10 protein-coding genes and 1 CRISPR repeat array are annotated in these 17,362 nt (G+C 69.9%); all 10 genes read right to left on the reverse strand.

Features of this window, described 5'->3' with window-relative positions; genetic code table 11:
* Positions 1–61 precede the first annotated feature (61 nt).
* The 10 genes from MJ797_RS06460 to MJ797_RS06505 all read right to left on the reverse strand — a co-directional run bounded on the left by MJ797_RS06460 (position 62) and on the right by MJ797_RS06505 (position 16,880).
* Positions 62–1,795, reverse strand: a complete 1,734-nt coding sequence (locus MJ797_RS06460; protein ID WP_239332793.1) for a (2,3-dihydroxybenzoyl)adenylate synthase — start codon at positions 1,793–1,795, stop codon at positions 62–64.
* Positions 1,792–6,903, reverse strand: coding sequence for a salicylate synthase (locus tag MJ797_RS06465; protein ID WP_239332795.1), 5,112 nt, complete (start codon positions 6,901–6,903; stop codon positions 1,792–1,794). Before MJ797_RS06465 ends, MJ797_RS06460 begins: the two co-directional genes overlap by 4 nt.
* 53 nt (positions 6,904–6,956) lie before the next feature.
* Complete coding sequence (locus MJ797_RS06470; RefSeq protein WP_239332797.1) at positions 6,957–7,223, reverse strand: MbtH family protein; 267 nt, start codon at positions 7,221–7,223, stop codon at positions 6,957–6,959.
* A gap of 157 nt (positions 7,224–7,380) precedes the next feature.
* A complete protein-coding gene (locus MJ797_RS06475; protein WP_239332799.1) occupies positions 7,381–9,066 on the reverse strand; it encodes an ABC transporter ATP-binding protein in 1,686 nt (561 codons plus the stop codon).
* Positions 9,059–10,792 (reverse strand): ABC transporter ATP-binding protein, encoded by a 1,734-nt coding sequence (locus MJ797_RS06480; RefSeq protein WP_239332801.1) that lies wholly within the window; start codon positions 10,790–10,792, stop codon positions 9,059–9,061. The genes MJ797_RS06475 and MJ797_RS06480 overlap by 8 nt, the downstream gene beginning before the upstream one ends.
* A gap of 134 nt (positions 10,793–10,926) precedes the next feature.
* Positions 10,927–11,775 carry an ABC transporter ATP-binding protein gene (locus MJ797_RS06485; RefSeq protein WP_239332803.1) on the reverse strand — a complete coding sequence of 283 codons (849 nt, stop codon included), beginning with the start codon at positions 11,773–11,775 and terminating at the stop codon, positions 10,927–10,929.
* 115 nt (positions 11,776–11,890) lie between these two features.
* Complete coding sequence (locus MJ797_RS06490; protein WP_239332805.1) at positions 11,891–12,925, reverse strand: iron chelate uptake ABC transporter family permease subunit; 1,035 nt, start codon at positions 12,923–12,925, stop codon at positions 11,891–11,893.
* Positions 12,926–13,053: 128 nt separating this feature from the next.
* Positions 13,054–14,088 (reverse strand): FecCD family ABC transporter permease, encoded by a 1,035-nt coding sequence (locus MJ797_RS06495; protein WP_374581608.1) that lies wholly within the window; start codon positions 14,086–14,088, stop codon positions 13,054–13,056.
* 957 nt (positions 14,089–15,045) lie between these two features.
* A CRISPR array of direct repeats spans positions 15,046–15,502; the repeat unit is 36 nt; unit sequence GTCGCAGAGCAGGAACTTTCCGAGTCGGATTGAAAC.
* A 522-nt stretch (positions 15,503–16,024) separates the two neighbouring features.
* Positions 16,025–16,411, reverse strand: a complete 387-nt coding sequence (locus MJ797_RS06500; RefSeq protein ID WP_239332809.1) for a hypothetical protein — start codon at positions 16,409–16,411, stop codon at positions 16,025–16,027.
* Between the two features lie 70 nt (positions 16,412–16,481).
* On the reverse strand, positions 16,482–16,880 hold the full coding sequence (locus MJ797_RS06505) for a hypothetical protein (protein ID WP_239332811.1): 399 nt from the start codon (positions 16,878–16,880) through the stop codon (positions 16,482–16,484).
* Positions 16,881–17,362 lie beyond the last annotated feature (482 nt).

Raw genomic sequence — 17,362 nt, forward strand, 5'->3', positions numbered from 1 at the left:
GCGTCGCGCGGTCCCGGCGATGGCCGGGCCACGGCGAGCCCGCCGACCGGTCCAGAGCCGGTCATCCGCCCAGCTGCCGACGCAGATCCCGTTTGTCGATCTTTCCGACGGCGGTGAGCGGGAATGCCTCGACGACGGCGAGCCGGTCGGGCCACATGAACCGGGCCAGGCCACGCTCATGGAGGTAAATTTTGATCATTTTGAGCGTCACGGTCGCGCCCGGTGTGAGGACGACCGCCGCGCAGACGCTCTCGCCGACGTCCTCGTCCGGCATCCCGACCACGGCGGCCTGGGCGATCGCCGGATGGGTGAGCAGATGTTCCGCCAGCTCATCCGCGGAGATGTTCTCCCCGCCCCGGTTGATCACGTCCTTGACCCGGCCCACCACCACGAGATGGCCGGTCGGCAGCTGCCGTACGAGATCACCGGTCCGGTAGAACCCGTCCGGGGTGAACGCGGCCGCGTTGTAGGCGGCGGCCCGGTAATAGCCCCGAATCGTGTACGGACCGCGGGTCCACAGCTCCCCCACCTCGCCGGGCTCGACGTCAGCACCCGAGCGGTCCACAACGCGGACCTCGTCGGCGGGAGAGAGCGGCCGGCCCTGCGTGGTAAGAATCAGCTCCTCAGGATCGTCCGGCCGGGTGTAGTTGAGCAGGCCCTCCGCCATCCCGAAAACCTGCTGCAACCTGCCGCCCAGCGCGGGCGTGACCCGCCGGGCGAGGTCCGCGTCGAGCTTCGCCCCGCCTACCTGCACAAGCCGCAGGCTGGAGATGTCCGGCTGCTCCCACTCGGCCGCCTGCACCCACAGCCGGACCAGCGGTGGCACCAGAGCCGTCACTGTCACCCGCTCACCGGCGATCAGCCCGAACGCGACGTCCGGACTCGGCGACGTCGCCATCACCACCGTCCCGCCGACACCGAAGATGCCGAGAATGCCGGGACAGGCCAGCGGGAAGTTGTGCGCGGCGGGCAGCGACACCAGATAGACGTCCTCGGCGGTCAGGCCGCACAGCTGTGCGCTGGCCCGAGCGTTGTAGGCGTAGTCCCGGTGGGTGCGCGGGATGAGTTTGGGCTTCCCGGTCGTGCCACCGGAGATGAGCAGCACAGCCACCCCGGCCGGATCGGGTGCCCCCGCGGTGGCGGTTCCGGCCAGTTCGCTTCCGGCCGGAACGGATCCAGCGGCGGCGGACGAGGGAGCGCGGGACGCGGGATTGTCCGACGATCCCTCGGCGGCCCGGCTGGCCGCGCCGCGGGTCGACAACGCGTCCAGCGCGGTGAAAGGCCCCGGCACGCCCGCGACCAGGACGTGCCGCAGCGACGGCACGACGTCGACGAGTTCTCGGGCGAGCGTGCGGTGGTCAAACCCCTCGTGCTGGTCGGGGATGGCATAGGCCACCGCCGCCGAGAGCCGCGCGAAGTGCTCGATCTCGACACGGCGATGCGCCGGCAGTGCCAGCACTCCGACAGCGCCGAGGCGCAACAACGCGAACAGCACGGTCACGAACTCGATGCGGTTGGGCAGGTGCACGATGACCCGGTCGCCGGGACCGATCCCGAGCGTGGCGATGCCTGCCGCGAGATCGTCCACAGCGCGGTCCAGCTCGGCATAGCTGATCCGCTCGGTGGCGGCTACCAGAGCCGTTGCGGCACCGAACCGGCGGGCCGACTCCCTCAGCAGGTCACCGAGGGTCTCCTCCCGCCAGTACCCCTCGTCGCCGAACCGGCGCGCGAGCTCCGCCGGCCACGCCACCCACTCCTCGTCGAGGGATACCGGTGCCGTGTCCGGGGCGGTCACCGTCCTGCCCCGGTGCGGTCGACGCCGGCACCGGTGCCGTCCAAACCGGCAGCGCACGAACCGGTGCCGTCCGCCACCGTGACGCTCATGACACCCGTCGCAGGCTCAGCGGCACTCGTCCGACCGGTGTCCGGCTCGTCGAGACGTGCCGCGACCTCGTCGTCCGAAAGGGCCGCGATCTCCAGGACGATGGCGGCGACACGCTCCAACCGTCCGAGTGCCGTCTCCGCCTGGCGCATCCGCTCGGCGAGCCCCGCGACCGTCGGCGCGCCGAACAGCGTCCGTACCGAGACGTCCACCGTGTCCAGCTCCTGGCGCAGGCGGGCGACCAGCGCGGTGGCGAGGACGGAATCACCACCCAGCGCGAAGAAGTCGTCGCTGACACCGAACTCCGGTGCGTCACCGCCGGGCACGGCGAGCAGCTCCTGCCACGTCTTCATGACCACCCGTTCCAGGTCTGTCCGTGGCGGGGTCCGCGCGGCCGCGGGCGCGCCTGCGGCCCGCTCCAGCAGCGCGCCCACGCTCGCACGGTCGATCTTTCCGTTGGCGGTGAGGGGCAGCCGCTCCAACGTGACGACCCGATCCGGCACCATGTGCGGGGGCAGCACCGTACGGAGACGGTCGCGGATCGCCCTGGCCTCGACCGACGCCTGCGATGCTCCGCCGGGCACGACGCCGACGCCGAGCGCCGGCCCCCGCCCGGGAACACCGCTGATCAGCACGGCCACCCCCGCGCTGATGCCCGGTACCGCCGCAAGCGCGGCCTCGACCTCACCGAGCTCGATCCGGAATCCACGGATCTTGACCTGGTCGTCCCGGCGACCGAGAAACTCGACGCTGCCGTCCGGCAGGTAGCGGGCCAGGTCACCGGTGCGATACCAGCGCGCGCCCGCGAACTCCACGAAACGGTCGGCGGTGCGATCCGGGTCGCCGAGGTAGCCACGGGCGACGCCGTCTCCACCGATCCACAGCTCACCCGCGACGTGGTCCGGGCAGTCACGGTCACGGATGTCGACCACACGCAGCCGCACGTTGCGCAACGGCGTGCCGTAGGGCACCGAGCGCCAGTGCGCCGGCACCGGGCCGCCGCCCACCACCTCGCAGACCGTTGAGTGGATGGCCGTTTCGGTGGTACCGCCGAGCCCGAGGAACCGGCATCCCGCAGCCGCGGCTGCCAGCCTGCCGGGCAGATCGACGCCGACCCGGTCGCCACCGAGCAGGACGGCCCGGAGGCTGTCGCCCAGCTCCGTTCCCACGTCGAGGATCATGTCCAGTACGGTGGGGACGCAGTTGAGCACCGTCACGCGGTGGTCACGGATCAGCTCGGCCCAGCGCCGCGCCTCCCGGCGGGACTCCTCGTCCACCATGACAACCGCGCCGCCGACGGACAACGGGGCGAACAGATCGAACACGGAGAGGTCGAAATCGAGCGCGGATACCGCGAGCGTCCGGTCATCCGCGCCGAGAGCAAGCCGCTCGACCAGGTCGTCGATGGTGTTCATCACGGCGCGATGCCCGACCTCGACGCCCTTGGGCTGACCTGTTGAACCGGATGTGAACAGCACATATGCGGGTTCGTCCAGGCGGCCTGGCCCGTCCGCCGCCGCCAGCACGGGAGCCTCGATCGCGGCGGCCCGCAGCGCCTCGGCCAGGCAGATCCGCACAACTCCTTCATGACTCTCGTGGCCCTCGTGGCCCTCGTGGCCCGCATGCGCGCTGCCGCCGGACGACCCGACGATCATCACAGTGAAACCGGCGCTGGCGGTGATCCTGCGCACCCGCGCGAGCGGTTGATCTGCTCCTATCGGGACGTATGTCGCGCCGGCGGCGAGCACACCCAGCACCGCGGTCACCTGGTCCGGCCCCTTGGGCAGGCTGACACCGACCAGATCGCCCGGATGCACGCCACAGCGGGCGAGCGCACCCGCGACCCGCAGCGCCCGCCCGGCGAGCTCCCCGTACGAGAGCACGCCGCGGCGCCCGGCGGCCTCCTGGTCATCCGCCTCACTGTCAGCGGCCTCACGGTCAGCGGCCTCACGGCGGGGCCGGGCGCGGCCGGGTATCGCGGCCGCGTCCCACAACAGAGCGGGTGCGTCGGGTCCGCGCGCCGCGTGCGCGAAGAAGCCCTCGTGCAGCAGCCGCCGCGATCGTGGCCCGGCGGTGTCGCCGACCGCTCGGCGGACGTCGCGGACCGAGTCCCCGACCAGTCCATCCACGGGGATGTCCCACGTCACGCCGCCGTCCGCGAGGCCTCGCACCAACCGCTCGAACGCATCGAACATCGCGTCCACCACGCCAGGAGCGAATGCGCCGTCCCGGCTGTCCCAGTTGACGAGCAGGCCGCCGTCGAGCTCGGTGACCTGGGCGTCCAGCAGTACCTGCGGCCCCTGCGAAATGATCCACACCGGGTCGCCGAAGTGCCGGCGGACCGCCGGGCCGAACAGCTCACCGAGATTGAGCGCGCTGGTGAAGACCACCGGGGCGAGCATCTGCTCGCCCGTGCGGCGGGTCAGCTCCCGCAGCACCTCGACACCAGAGTACTCGGCGTGGGCCGCGTCGGCGTGCAGGCGCGCCTGCACGCGCCGGACGCGGCTGGTGAAGTCGAGGCTGTCGGAAAGGTCGACCTCAAGCAACACCGAGCTGGTGAAGTCACCGACGACCTGGTTGACATCGGGATGGGCCTGCTCACGGTCGAACAACGGGACGTTGAGGACGAACCGCGGTTGTGCGCTCCATCCCCCGAGAACCTCGGCGAACGCGGTCGCCACAGCCATCGCGGGGGTGACTCCCCGGCTGTGGGCGGCCCGGCCCAGCGCCTGTCGCGCCGCGGGCGTCAGCATGAAGTGCCGGCGGGAGACGCGGGCCTGGCCGCCGCTGGCGGGGCGCCCCGCCGCCCGCGGAAGATCCGGAGCGCCGGGCATGCCCGGCAGCCGGTCCTGCCACCATTGGGCGGCGCGGCGGGCGGCTTCGCGGCGGGCGGGCACCCGGGCCGTCCGATACTGGCGGTAGCCGTAGCCCAGGACGGGCTGCTCCTCGTCGGGGTGCTCGTAGAGCCAGGCGAGATCGGTGAGCAGGATCCGATAGCTGACCGCGTCAGCGGCCACCATGTCGACGTCGATGTGCAGCCGGGTACGGCCGCCGGGCAGCAGGCTCAGCGCCGTCGAGAACACCTCGCCATGCTCGATGTCGAGGACCTGGTGCGACAGCTGGTCGCGTAGCGCTTCGAGCCGACGCGTCGCTTCCTCGTCGCCGAGCCCGCGCAGATCGTGCACGCTCAGGCCGCGCCAACCGGACATCGCCTCGATGACCTGCCGGCCGTTGTCGGTGATCCGCACCCGCAGCATGTCGTGGCGGGCCACGAGCCGCTCGACGGCGATCCGCAGCCGGTCCGGCGCCACTTCGGCGCCGTCGAACTCGGTGTAGAGGTGAGCCGCGACGCCACCGAGCGGCTGACCGGCGCCCCGGCCGACCCAGTAGGCGTGCTGCATGAGCGCGAGGGGGAACTCGGCGTCCTGGTCCGGCTGCTGGTCCGGCTGCTGGGCCGCCACCGGGCCGGCGGGCGTCGGGCCGGGCCCGACATGGGTGGAGCCGACACGGGTGGACAGCAGTGTGAACCAGCCGTCGATCGTCGGGTTCTCCGCAAGCTCGCCGAAGCTCACCTCGATACCGGCGCGCCGCCATTGGCCCACCGTCCGCATGAGCGCGATGGATTCCAGCCCGAGCTCGAACAGGTTCGTCTCGTCGCCGATCTCGCCGGGATCCTCTTCGAGGAGCTCCGCCACGGTCAGGCGTAGCTGTTGAAGGTCCCGGATCATGCCGGTCTCCGAGAACGCGGCGGTCTCGCGCGAACCGGCCGGGACGAGGAAACGGCTGACGCTGCGCAGCTTCTCGCGGGTCTCCTCCAGCTCGCGGTCGGGATCGGACTGCTCGACGATCCCGGCGCCCGCGCGCAGCCAGGTATGCCCATCCCGCTGGAACACCGTGCGTAGTGCCAGGGCCGCGTCGAGCGCTCCGTCGGAATCCACGGTGACCACCGCGCCGCTGTAGAGGCCGCGCGGCTCGCGCTCGAACCGCGCGATCGCGGCGCAGGCGGCGGTTTTCGGCACCCCGGACGCGGTGATGGAAGGAAACACCGCGGCCAGCGCGTCCCAGGCATCACGCCCGGCCGCGAGACGGCCACTGACCCGGGAGGCGAGGTGCTGGACGCTCCCGCGTTCCACCACCTGCATGAACTCGTCGACGACCAGCGAGCCGTCCCGACACACCCCGCGCATCTCGTGCTGGCATGCCTGGACGGAAACAGCGTGCTCGTAGATCTCCTTGGGGTCCCCGAGCAGCACGTCGCGCAGCCGGCGGTCGGCCGACGCGTTACCACACAGCGCTCTGGTACCTGCCAGCGGCTGAGTCGAGACCGAACCGTCCGCCAGGACCTCGGCCACGGTCTCGGGGCTGAAGCCCGCCGCCCGCAGGCCGCCCAGGTCCAGCAGGAAGGATCGCGCCGGTGTGTTGCCGCGCCGGCCGGCCTCGTACGTCGCCACCATGTCGATGTCGCCGTCAACCGGCACGACGCGGGAAAGAATCACCTTGCGCAACCGCGCGGCCCGGATGTCCGCGATCGCCGCCGCGACCACCTGCCGATACTCCTCGCCGCCCCGCTCGCGGTCGGCTGCCGGTCCGGGAACTCCCCTCGGCGTCGGTCGCGGCCCGCTCACGGCGCGGGCGAGATCGGAAAGATCGGATTCCTCGGCGGCGCGCAGCACGGCGCCGCCCGCGGACAGCCGTACCTCCCGCTCCGGGACGATCAGATGCAGGAGCGGGCCGTCACCCGCGAGGTGAGCAAGCCCGTGCAGCAGGTAGCTGAGCTCGAACCCGGCCCACCCGTAGGCACGCCATCCCTCGATGGCGAGGGAGGCGAGGATCCGGGCGACTCCTCGGAGGGGATCCTCTCGGGTCGGCGCCACCCGCCACGTCTCCCCTTCCCGGTACCGGATCTCGTCCCGATACAGGATGATCTCCGCCAGCGCGCCGGAGGCGCATGACCATTGCCCGCCACGCTCGTAGACGACGAAGGGACTCACGGACCCGCGGGCAAACTCCGTTGCTGCCACCAGGGGCTCGTTGCTGATCGGCACCGACCGCAGGTGGTAGCCCGGGAACGGGGTCACCGGGAGACGGAGGAGACGGCGGGATCCGCGGAGACGGGACGCTCGCGAGCGTCCCGCTCCATCCGTGCGATCAGGCTCGCGGGACGCAGGTCCGTCCAGTTCGCCTCGATGTAGTCGAGGCAGGACTGACGGGAGCCGGCCCCGTGCACGACCCGCCAGCCAGCGGGGACGGTCGCGAAGGTCGGCCACAGCGAGTGCTGGCCCTCGGAGTTCACCAGCGCGTAGAAGGTGCCGTTCTCGTCATCGAAGGGATTCGTCGACATGAAATGCCGTCTCCTCAGATCGTGTCGGCACGGAAGATAGCCGAACTTAGGTAAGGTTAAACTAATAAATACTTCGTGTCACCTGCCGCCGAAGCCCGCCTGGGCGCGGGCCAGCCGGCAGCACGGGCCAGCCGGCGCTGCGGTGCTCCCGCGGCAGTCAGACAAGCTCGCCCGCCGCCAGGCGTACAACCCGCGGCAGCCGCTCGATGGTGGCCGCGCGGTGGGCGATGACGATGAGCGTCCGTCCCGCCCGCAGCCGCTCCACCGCCGTCTCCAGGCGTCGCGCGACATCCGGATCCAGATCCGCGGTGGCCTCGTCCAGCAGCAGCACGGGAGGATTGACGAGCGCCGCCCGCAACAGCCCGACGATCTGGCGTTCGCCGGCCGACAGCCGCTCGCCCCGCGATCCGATGTCGGCGTCCAGACCACCGGGAATGCCGGCTACCCAGTCGCTCAGGCCGAGCTGCTCCACGGCCCGCTCCATCGCCGCCCGCGGCGGCTCGCCGGGTGTCAACGCGAGATTCTCCGCGAGAGTCCCAGTGATCATATGGACCTGCTGCGGGATGAGCACGATGCGCTGGCGCACCTGTTCCGCGGGGACGGTGCGCAGATCGACATCGCCGAACCGGACGGCCCCCTCGTCCGGTTCGTAGAGACCGCTCAGCACCTTCGCGAGGGTGGTCTTGCCCGAACCGGTGGCGCCGACCATCCCGGACCGATCACCGACGGGGAATCCGACCGAAACACCCCGCAGGACCTCTTGACCGGGGAGATAGCCGAAGCGCAGCCCGTCCGCGACCAGGTCGGCGCGTGCCGGCAACGTCACGCCGGTCTCGGGCCGGGCACCCGGCTCGGGCCGGGTCACGTCCAGCAGGTCCGTCAGCCGCGCGAGCCCCACCCTGACCGTCTGGAGCTCGCCGGCCAGCCGCGACAGCCCCAGCAGTCCCTCGAACAGGTTGCGGGTCGCGATGACGAAGACCACGATCGTGCCGACACCGACGTGGCCCGCGCGGACCAGCCACACGCTCAACAGCAGCAGCGCCGCGGTCGCCATTCCTTCGAGCAGGCTGAACAGCTCCAGCCGGTTCTGGACAGCCACCGCCCGGTTGGACGCCCGCAGCAGTTCGCCGTTGTCCCGGCGGAACCGGTTCACCCACTCGTCCGCCCGCCCGGCCACGACCAGCGCCTCGCTGGCCGCCAGCGCCTCGGTGAAGGTCGCGGTCATCGTCGCGTCCGCCGCGGCCTGCCGGCCGAACACCACCGGGGCGCCCCGGTTGAACCAGCGGATGACCGCGAACGCGGCCGGCAGGAAGAGCAGCACCAGGATCGACGCCAACATCCACGAGTAGGCGACCAGGACCGCCGCCGTGAGCATGATTGTGAGGCCCAGGCCGAGCAGGTTGGGCAGCTGGTCGCGAACGAACAGCGCGAGGTCGGCGATCTCACCTGTGGCCCGGCGGAGCAGGTCGCCGGTCCGGTGCGTCTCGACGAACCGCAGCGGAGCGGCCGCGAGCCGCTCGACCGCGAGGTCACGCAGGTCGCGCACGACCCGTTCGCCCGCCCGCGTCAGCAGCAGCTCCGACCAGCGCAGCAGCAGGAGACGGGCGACGACCAGCAGGATGAGGACACCGACCGCGGCCGCCAGGCCGGCACGGTCATGATTGATCACCGCGTCGACGCCACGGCCGATCACAGGTGCGACCGCGACCACGGCCCCGGTGCTCGCGACGGTGGCCAGCAGGGCGGCCGCGAGGATCCGTCGATAGGGACGCAACCGCGGCAGGAAACGCCGGAACGCCTTGCGGACGTCAGGATCCTCAGCCAGCATCCGGGCCTCAGCCACGATGCCCTCCCGTACCGGCCAAGCGACTCTCACCAGGCCCGCCAGGCCCGCCAGGCCCGCCAGACCCGGCGGGCCCGCTGGTAACGGCCGCGGGCGCCGGTTCCAGCGTCACCACCCGGTCGGCCGCGGCCAGCACCGCCGGCCGGTGCGAGATCACGACCAAGGTCGTACCGGGTGCCCAGGCCCGCAGCCTCTCGAGGATCATCGCCTCGGTCACGGCGTCGACCGCCGAGGTCACATCGTCGAGGACGAGAACGTCCGGGCCGCCGAGCAGCCCACGTGCCAGCGCCAGCCGTTGGCCCTGCCCACCGGACAGGGTGCTGCCCCGCTCGCCCACCACCGTGTCGTACCGGTCGGGCAGGCCCATCACGAAGTCGTCGATGGCGGCGACGCGACAGGCGGCCCGCAGCCCGTCCACGCTGATGTCGCGGCCGAGCCGCAGGTTGTCCGCGATCGTGCCGGACAGCACCAGCGGACGCTGCGGGACGAGACCGATCCTGGACAGGACATGGGAGTGGGCCGCCAGCCGCAGGTCCACCCCCCCGAAGCTGACCAGGCCTTCGTCGGGGTCGTCCAGCCTGCACAACAGCCGCGCCAGCGTGGTCTTGCCGCAGCCTGTCGGTCCGGTCACGGCGACGAACTCGCCCGGCTCGGCCCATAGGTCCACCGGTCCCAGCAGCCGGCGCCCGTCGCGGCGGACCACGAGGCTGCCGGCATGCAACGTCCCACGGGTGGGAAGCGTGACGGCATCGGCGGGATCGTCGACGATCCCCGGCGTATCCAGCACCTCGGCGATCCGGTTCACCGCGACCCGCGCCTGGCCCCGGCCCGCCATCAGGTCGACGGCGATGGCGATCGCCAGCGTCAGCGTGGTCATCCATGAGATGAAGGCGACCAGGCCACCGACGGTGAGGCCGCCGTTCAGCGCCGCGGTGCCACCGACGCCCAGCCCCGCCGCGATCGCGAACCGTGGGACCGCCGGCGGCACGGCGGACCACAGCGCCGAGATCCGGGCCACCCGGAGTGTGTGGGTCGTGACCTCCCGGCTTGCCGCGTGATGACGACGGACGAGGACCTGCTCACCGCCGATCCCGCGGACCGCCGCGCTCGCCGCGAGGAGGTCCTCCACGGCGTCGGCGCGGGTGCCGTGCGCGTCGGACAGCAGTTCGTTGGCCGCCTCGTAACGGCCCGGGAAAAAAGCGTTGGCTAGCCCGACCAGCGGAATGGTGATCACGCCGATCACCAGCAGCAGCGGGTCGAGCAGCCCGATCGCGGGCAACACCACGACCACCGTCACGATCACTCGGACCCACAGGGCGAGGCTCTGTATCCACCGGCGGATCATCTCGACGTCCCTGGTCACGCGCATGACGAGATCACCGCGCCCGAACCGGGCCAGCCCAGGGCGGTCCACGGTCGCCACCCGCGCCACCAGCTCACCGCGCAGCGAGTGCGCGATCCGGTTCGCCGCCAGGCCGGACCACCATTGACCGCCCATCCCGCCGAGCAGGAACGCGACGGCGACGAGCGAGACAAGAGCGGACCACAGCACCGTGCGGCGCACCGACAGTGGCGTGACGCCCTGGTCGAGGGCACGCTGGATGCACCACGGAAGCGCGAGCATCGCCAGCTGCTGCGTCAGGGTGGCGGCCCCTCCCAGTGCCAGCACCCCGCGATGCGCACGCGCCTGGGACCACAGCAAACGATCGCCCGCAGACCTGCTCACCGAGCACCGCCCCAACCGGTCCTGGCCCGCTTCGCCCGGGCCGATCGAACGCTCTACAGCCGGATATCTCGAATAAGGGAAACTTTACTTAAGTAAAATTGGCAATGTCAACCATGTCCGGACGCGCCGCGGGCTCATCCCGCGGCCGCGCCGGCCTGGGACTGTATTTCCCGCCTTGCCGTACCGGGCTCCGCTGCGGGCGGGCGCCGCCGCCGTGGCACCACCAGTGGCGTGCCGGTCTCCGGATCGCTGATCACCCGGCACGCGAGCCCGAAGACCCGCTCGACCAGGTCCGCGGTGACGACGTCGGCCGGCGGGCCCTCGGCGACGATCCGCCCGTCACTCATCGCGACCAGATGGGTCGCGTACCGGGCGGCCTGGTTGAGGTCATGCAGCACCGCGACCAACGTGTGGCCGTGGTTCTCGTGCAGGTCCGCGCACAGGTCGAGCACCTCGACCTGGTGGGCGATGTCGAGGAAGGTGGTCGGCTCGTCCAACAACAGGATGGGCGTCTGCTGGGCAAGCACCATGGCCAGCCACACCCGCTGCCGCTGGCCGCCGGACAGCTCGTCGACGAGCCGCTCGGACAGATCCATGATGCGGGTGCACCGCATGGCCTCGACCACCACCGTCTCATCCGTCCTCGACCACTGCCGCAGCAGGCCCTGATGGGGATAGCGGCCGCGCGCCACCAGATCCGCCACAGTGATCCCGCCCGGGGCTGTCGAGGCCTGCGGCAGCAGGCCGAGCCGGCGCGCGACCTCCTTCGACGGATACGACGACAGGAGCGCGCCGTCGAGATAGACGGCGCCGTCCCGGGGACGCAGCATCCTGGCCAGAGCACGTAGCAGTGTCGACTTCCCGCAGGCGTTGGGCCCCACGATCACCGTGAAGGAGCCGTCCGGGATCGCGATCCCGAGCTCGCGCGCCACGACCCGCTGATCGTAGGCAAGCGTCAGGTTCGCCGCGGCCAGGCGGGTCATCACACGCTCCTCGTCGTCACAATGCCGTCACAATCGGGGATGCCGCTGTCCTATCGGTGGTGCGGTCCTATCGGTGGTGCGGTCGGGTCGCGGGTTCTCCGGGGCGCGGCGGCAGTCAGCCCCGGCTCCGTCGGCGAGCCAGCAGCACAGCGAGATAGAGCCCGCCGACGGCGCTCGTCCCCACCCCCACCGGAAGCTGGGTGGGCGCGAAGAGCCGTTGCGCCGCCAGATCGCTCGACGCCACCAGCAACGCACCCGCCAACGCCGTCGACAGCAACGCCGGTGCCGATGACCGGGTCAGTCCGCGCGCGAGCGGAGGCGCGGCCAACGCGACAAAACCGACCGGCCCCGCCGCCGCCGTGGCACACGCGGCCAGCACCGCCCCCGCCCCGATGAGTACCAGCCGGCTGCGCTCGACCCGGACACCAAGCGCCTTCGCGGTGTCGCCGCCCATCTCCAGGAACGCGAGTCCGCGACCGTGGTAGAGGCTGACCGGCAGCGCGGCCGCGATCGCGAGGCCCAACGGCCGGAACTGCTCCCAGCTTCGCCTGTTGAGGCTCCCGAGCAGCCAGATCTGCGCGGTGACGGCATCCGCCAGAGCCGCCCGGGTGATCAGATACGAATTGACCGATACCAGCATCGCGCTGACACCGATCCCGATCAGGACGAGCCGCACCCCCGCCACCCCACGCCGGAACGACAGCGCGTAGACGACCACGGCGGTCACGACTCCGCCGATCACCGCGCCGACTGACGTCTCATCCGCGTTCCCGTGCATGACGAGGATGACGACGACGGCACCCGTCGCCGATCCCGTGGTGAAACCGATGATGTCCGGGCTGCCCAGCGGATTGCCCGACAGGCTCTGGAAAATCGCGCCGCTGACTCCCAGCGCCGCGCCCACGAGCAGGCCGGTCAGCAGCCGTGGGAGGCGCAGCGTGGTGACGATGAAATCGGTGGCAGGCGTTCCCCTGCCGATCAGGCTGTCGATCACCTCGCCGACCGGGACAGGAAAGTCACCGGTGGTCATGGTCGCTACGCCGACACCGATGATGGCGAGCAGCAGCGCGGCGCACACCACCGTCGATCGGGGATCCACCCGCACCGACAGGCGATCACCGTGGCCGCGCAGGATCGTTCCACGGACCACCTTCGGATGCGACGCTGCCGGGTGTGCCGCTGGTGTCCCAGGCGCGCCCTCGCCTGCATCCGTGCCTGCATCCGTGCCCGTGCCCGTGCCTGCGTCCGTGCCGACCGCACGCGGCACCGGTGCGCGGCTCACAGCTGAGCCAGGCGTCGACGGCGGCACAGCGCGATGAACACCGGAGCGCCGATGAAAGCGGTGACGATGCCGGCCTCCAGTTCGCCAGGCGCAATGATCACACGTCCCACCGCGTCTGCGCCGATCAGCAGAATCGGCGCGAGCACCATCGAGTACGACAGCACCCAGCGCTGGTCGGGACCGCCGATCATGCGTGCGACATGCGGCACGGTCAGGCCCACGAAAGCGATCGGCCCCGCAGCGGCGGTGGCCGCCCCGCACAGCAAGGTGATCGCGAGCGCGCCCAGTGCCCGGGTACGGCCGACGCCGGCACCCAGCCCACGTCCGGCGTCCTCGCCGAGCGCGAGCGCGTTCAACGGATGGGCCAGGCCGAGCGCAAGGATGATCCCGACGACGATGAACGGTGCCAGTGCGGTGAGCTGGGCCGATCCCCGGCCGGTCAGCGATCCGACCTCCCAGAACCGAAGCTGGTCGAAAGTACGGGGATCCAGCAGGACGACGGCATACGTGAACGCGCCCAGCACGGCGCTGGTCGCCGCTCCGGCGAGTACCAGCTGCTCGGGCCTGACCGCGCCGCGTCCGGTCGAGCCGAGCAGGTAGACGAGTACGGAGATCGCACCGGCGCCCGCGAACGCGAACCAGACGTAACCCGCCGGCCCGGCTATCCCCAGGTAGGAGATTGCGACGACGACCGACGCGGAGGCACCCAGGTTCACGCCGAGCAGACCGGGGTCAGCCAGCGCGTTGCGGGTCAGCGCCTGTGTCAGCGCCCCCGCCGTGCCCAGCGCCGCACCCACCAGCAGGCCGAGAACGGTCCGCGGAATTCGTAGATCATGGACGACGACGGCGGCAGCGGATCCGTCGTTGTGCCACAGCGCATGCCAGACCTCGGTGAACGGAAAATGGTTGGCCCCGACCCAGATGCTGGCCAGCGCCACGGCAGCAAGCACGCAGACCGCGAAGATCAAGCCCAATGCCCGCAGCAGCTGCGTGCGCGGCCAGATCGCCTGCCGGGTCAGGGCCAGGGCCAGGACATCGCCATCCGTAACGCCGACGGCCTCGCGGGCTCCGCGCGTGGACACGAGCTCCTCACCCAGCGCGCGCAACGACGTACCCCCGATTCCCGCGTCGCGTTAGAGGCTCCGGCAATAGGACTGCCCGGCTCGCGCCGCCCGGTCGATCCTCGATCGCGCGGACAGCGCCCAGTTAGGTCAGGTTAACTTTCAATGTCAGCTAACCGGTTACCCGGAAGGAAGTCCAGACCCAATACCACCGAGCCACTTTCGATCACACCGATTGGGAGGGTTTGAGGTGGTCGAGGATGACTTCGGGATGCGCGAACGGGAGATCAGTTGACCTTGTCCGGATTCCCGCTGCCAGCGCACCCGGCAACAGGGGCATTGATCAAGGAGCAGGGCTGGGGCGCGTGCATCGCAAGGCTGCGGGACATCATCATGATCATAACGATGCGGGCCATGGCTTCGTGCCGTTCGGGCCGGGTCTCGCGGTCGTGGACGTAGCGCCGACGCCCGTTGATCCACCCGAAGGTCCTCCCGACCGGCTACGGCGTGTTGTAGCGGCGGTGACGGCACGGACCCCGCCGATCCACCAGCGGACAGCTCCTCCGTGTTCGTTGATCCGTAGTCGTGGTGGATGTGTCATCACCAGCCTCCCTGGGGGCTGCGCCCTATCCGTATCGCCTATCCGCGTCGGACGGACGAGGAGGATGGCGGGGTGACGGTGATACGTGTCCGGCGAGGCTCCGAGGGGCCGATGCGCGCGGCTGTCAAGCGATTAAACCTTGATCGACATCCAGAACCTCTGACACGCCGACAAACCGGGGAGGTTCTGGCAAAGATCGATATCCCCGCGACCTGCGCAAACGTAAACGATCAATCTTTTGGATCAGTTTATCCACAGCCCCCGTCAGGAGGTTCTGGAAGGATCTTGCAAACCCGCAGCTCAGACCCCCCAGGATCGGTGGTACTGTCGCAGAGCAGGAACTTTCCGAGTCGGATTGAAACCGGAGTACCTTGGTGTACTCGGCGAGCATTTCGTCGTCGCAGAGCAGGAACTTTCCGAGTCGGATTGAAACCTGAAAGTCGCGAGCATCTCTGCCGCCGCAACTGTCGCAGAGCAGGAACTTTCCGAGTCGGATTGAAACCTGAAAGTCGCGAGCATCTCTGCCGCCGCAACTGTCGCAGAGCAGGAACTTTCCGAGTCGGATTGAAACTGCCTTGTAGCCGAGGAGCGCGAATAGCGCAGCGGGTCGCAGAGCAGGAACTTTCCGAGTCGGATTGAAACTATAACTCCCTGCCATACCTAGCAGAGATTCATAGTGTCGCAGAGCAGGAACTTTCCGAGTCGGATTGAAACTCCATATGTAGCGTCCGAGCGTGTACTCGGCGTGTCGCAGGGCAGGAACTTTCCGAGTCGGATTGGCCTCATCCGACACTGCCGGTGATCTACATGGGGCAGTGGATAGGCCTTGCGACTCCGGTCCGTGACCGGCACGCGATCCATGATCGGCGCGTGTTTGTCGTTGTGTACGGTTTTCACCCGAATCGGCGTGCCTAACAACAAACATGCGCCGATCATGATGATAATAAATGCTGGCCAGCCGTATTTTTCCTGCTGCCAGGCCACGTATTGTCACATGAGCGACGATCAAGCAGATCGTAGCGCGGGAAACGACTGTGAAGAATGAAGATCGATGCTACGAAAATGGCTAGCCGTCGGCAGTAGGTCACATGGTGCGAGATGTCCCGAAGCGGGTGTCCCGTGGGCTGTCCATGAAGAATCCGCCGGGGACGTCGGCGGGGCGCCATCCGCTGCTGGGGAGCCAGCGCATGTCCGAAGCGCACCCGCGGCATGGCTGGCAAGCGGCGGATCGGTCACCTGGCAGTGCGAGTCCGCCGAGCCCCGCGGTTACCCGGGCGGCAGTGCACCCCGCGAGCGAGGCGGTGTTCATTCCCTGGTGAGATAGGTGCGCCAGTCTGCGACTCTCAGCCGCAGACCAGCCAGGTACTCGGGGGTCACGCCGTAGGCGGCGAAGTCGTCGCGGTCGTCGAGTCGGCCGATCAGCCCGAGCATCACGGCGTTAATGTCCAGGAAGTCGCGGGCGGCGGCACGGTTGCACAGTGCGTCGATCTTGCTGGCCATGACGTCGTCCGGGTGAAGTACTGGCCCGATATCCATCTGGACCGGCGGCTGGAACCGCCAGTTGGCGACCAGTTCGACGCGGTGAAGCTCGCCGGGCCGGTTCGGGTCCGTCACGTGGAGACGCGCCATCAGAGCGGTTCGCATCTCGGCCTGGACCTCGAGGCCGTCGGCCCGGCCAGCGCGAACCCGCACGGCCCGCCGACCTCGAGTCCGATAGCCGCCAGCCGCTGGTGGATCGGCGGGGTCCGCGCCGTCACCGTCGCTACACCGCGGACCAGTGCCCGGTGGTCAGTTCGGGAAACCGTGCCTCCCAGCGGCTACGCACCTGCGGTGGCAGCACGAGTTCCCGCCAGAGCCGCACGAGGGTGCGCCCGTCCAGCCACCGCGAAAGGCGCGCCTTCTTCGACGCCTCACGCAGAACGGTCTCAATACATTCGCACGAGCCGGCCCGGATGTCCCAGATCGTAGCGACCCGAACCCGACCAATCCAACCACCGGTCCAGGACAACCACACCGGCTGTCGGACCGTGAAGGTCGCCAAGGGAGTCGGCGACCGCTCCTCGGTGCCGCCGTGGTGCACGCCCAGGCGCGCGCCACGGCGCGGGTCGCACCGGTGGTGGCCGTCAGCCCCGTCTGCGCCCGTCGGGTCGGCCGGGTTCACGCATGCAGAAGGCCACGGGGACGATCGCGACGGCGATCCCCCGTGCGGTGCGGCGTGGGCACCCCGCGGGCACCAGTAACGGCGAAACCGGCGGGGCGGTAACGGCCAATGGCCAATGGCCAACGGCGTTCAGCCTGGTCAGGGGCCTGCCCGCTCGGAACAGACCCCTGACAATCAGGTGGACATTCACAATCCTTACTCAAACCCACGCCGGTCGAGCGAAGCTCGGCACTCGGGGGGGATCGGGGGTTGTCTCCCCGGAAACAATCGCGGCCCGCCGGGAAGCCGAACAAAGTTCGGCGACCACGGCAGACCAGCTCGTGGACCTAACGCACCACAACAAAAACCGGATGATCTTTATCAAGAGCCCCGAGATCACCATCCGACCGGTCGCCAAACGGGGCCTGACCAGGGACGACGTTCAGTGACCGCCGGGACAGGAACATCATCCGTCGGATCGAACGAACGTGCCGAGGGTCTGG

It is taken from the genome of Protofrankia sp. CiP3, assembly GCF_917627345.1.
Lineage (GTDB): Bacteria > Actinomycetota > Actinomycetes > Frankiales > Frankiaceae > Protofrankia.

Bases quoted from the DNA above. Each gene is read 5' to 3' on its own strand.
- MJ797_RS06470 (WP_239332797.1), bottom strand. From the start codon at position 7,223: ATGTCGACGAATCCCTTCGATGACGAGAACGGCACCTTCTACGCGCTG.
- MJ797_RS06485 (WP_239332803.1), bottom strand. From the start codon at position 11,775: ATGACCCGCCTGGCCGCGGCGAACCTGACGCTTGCCTACGATCAGCGG.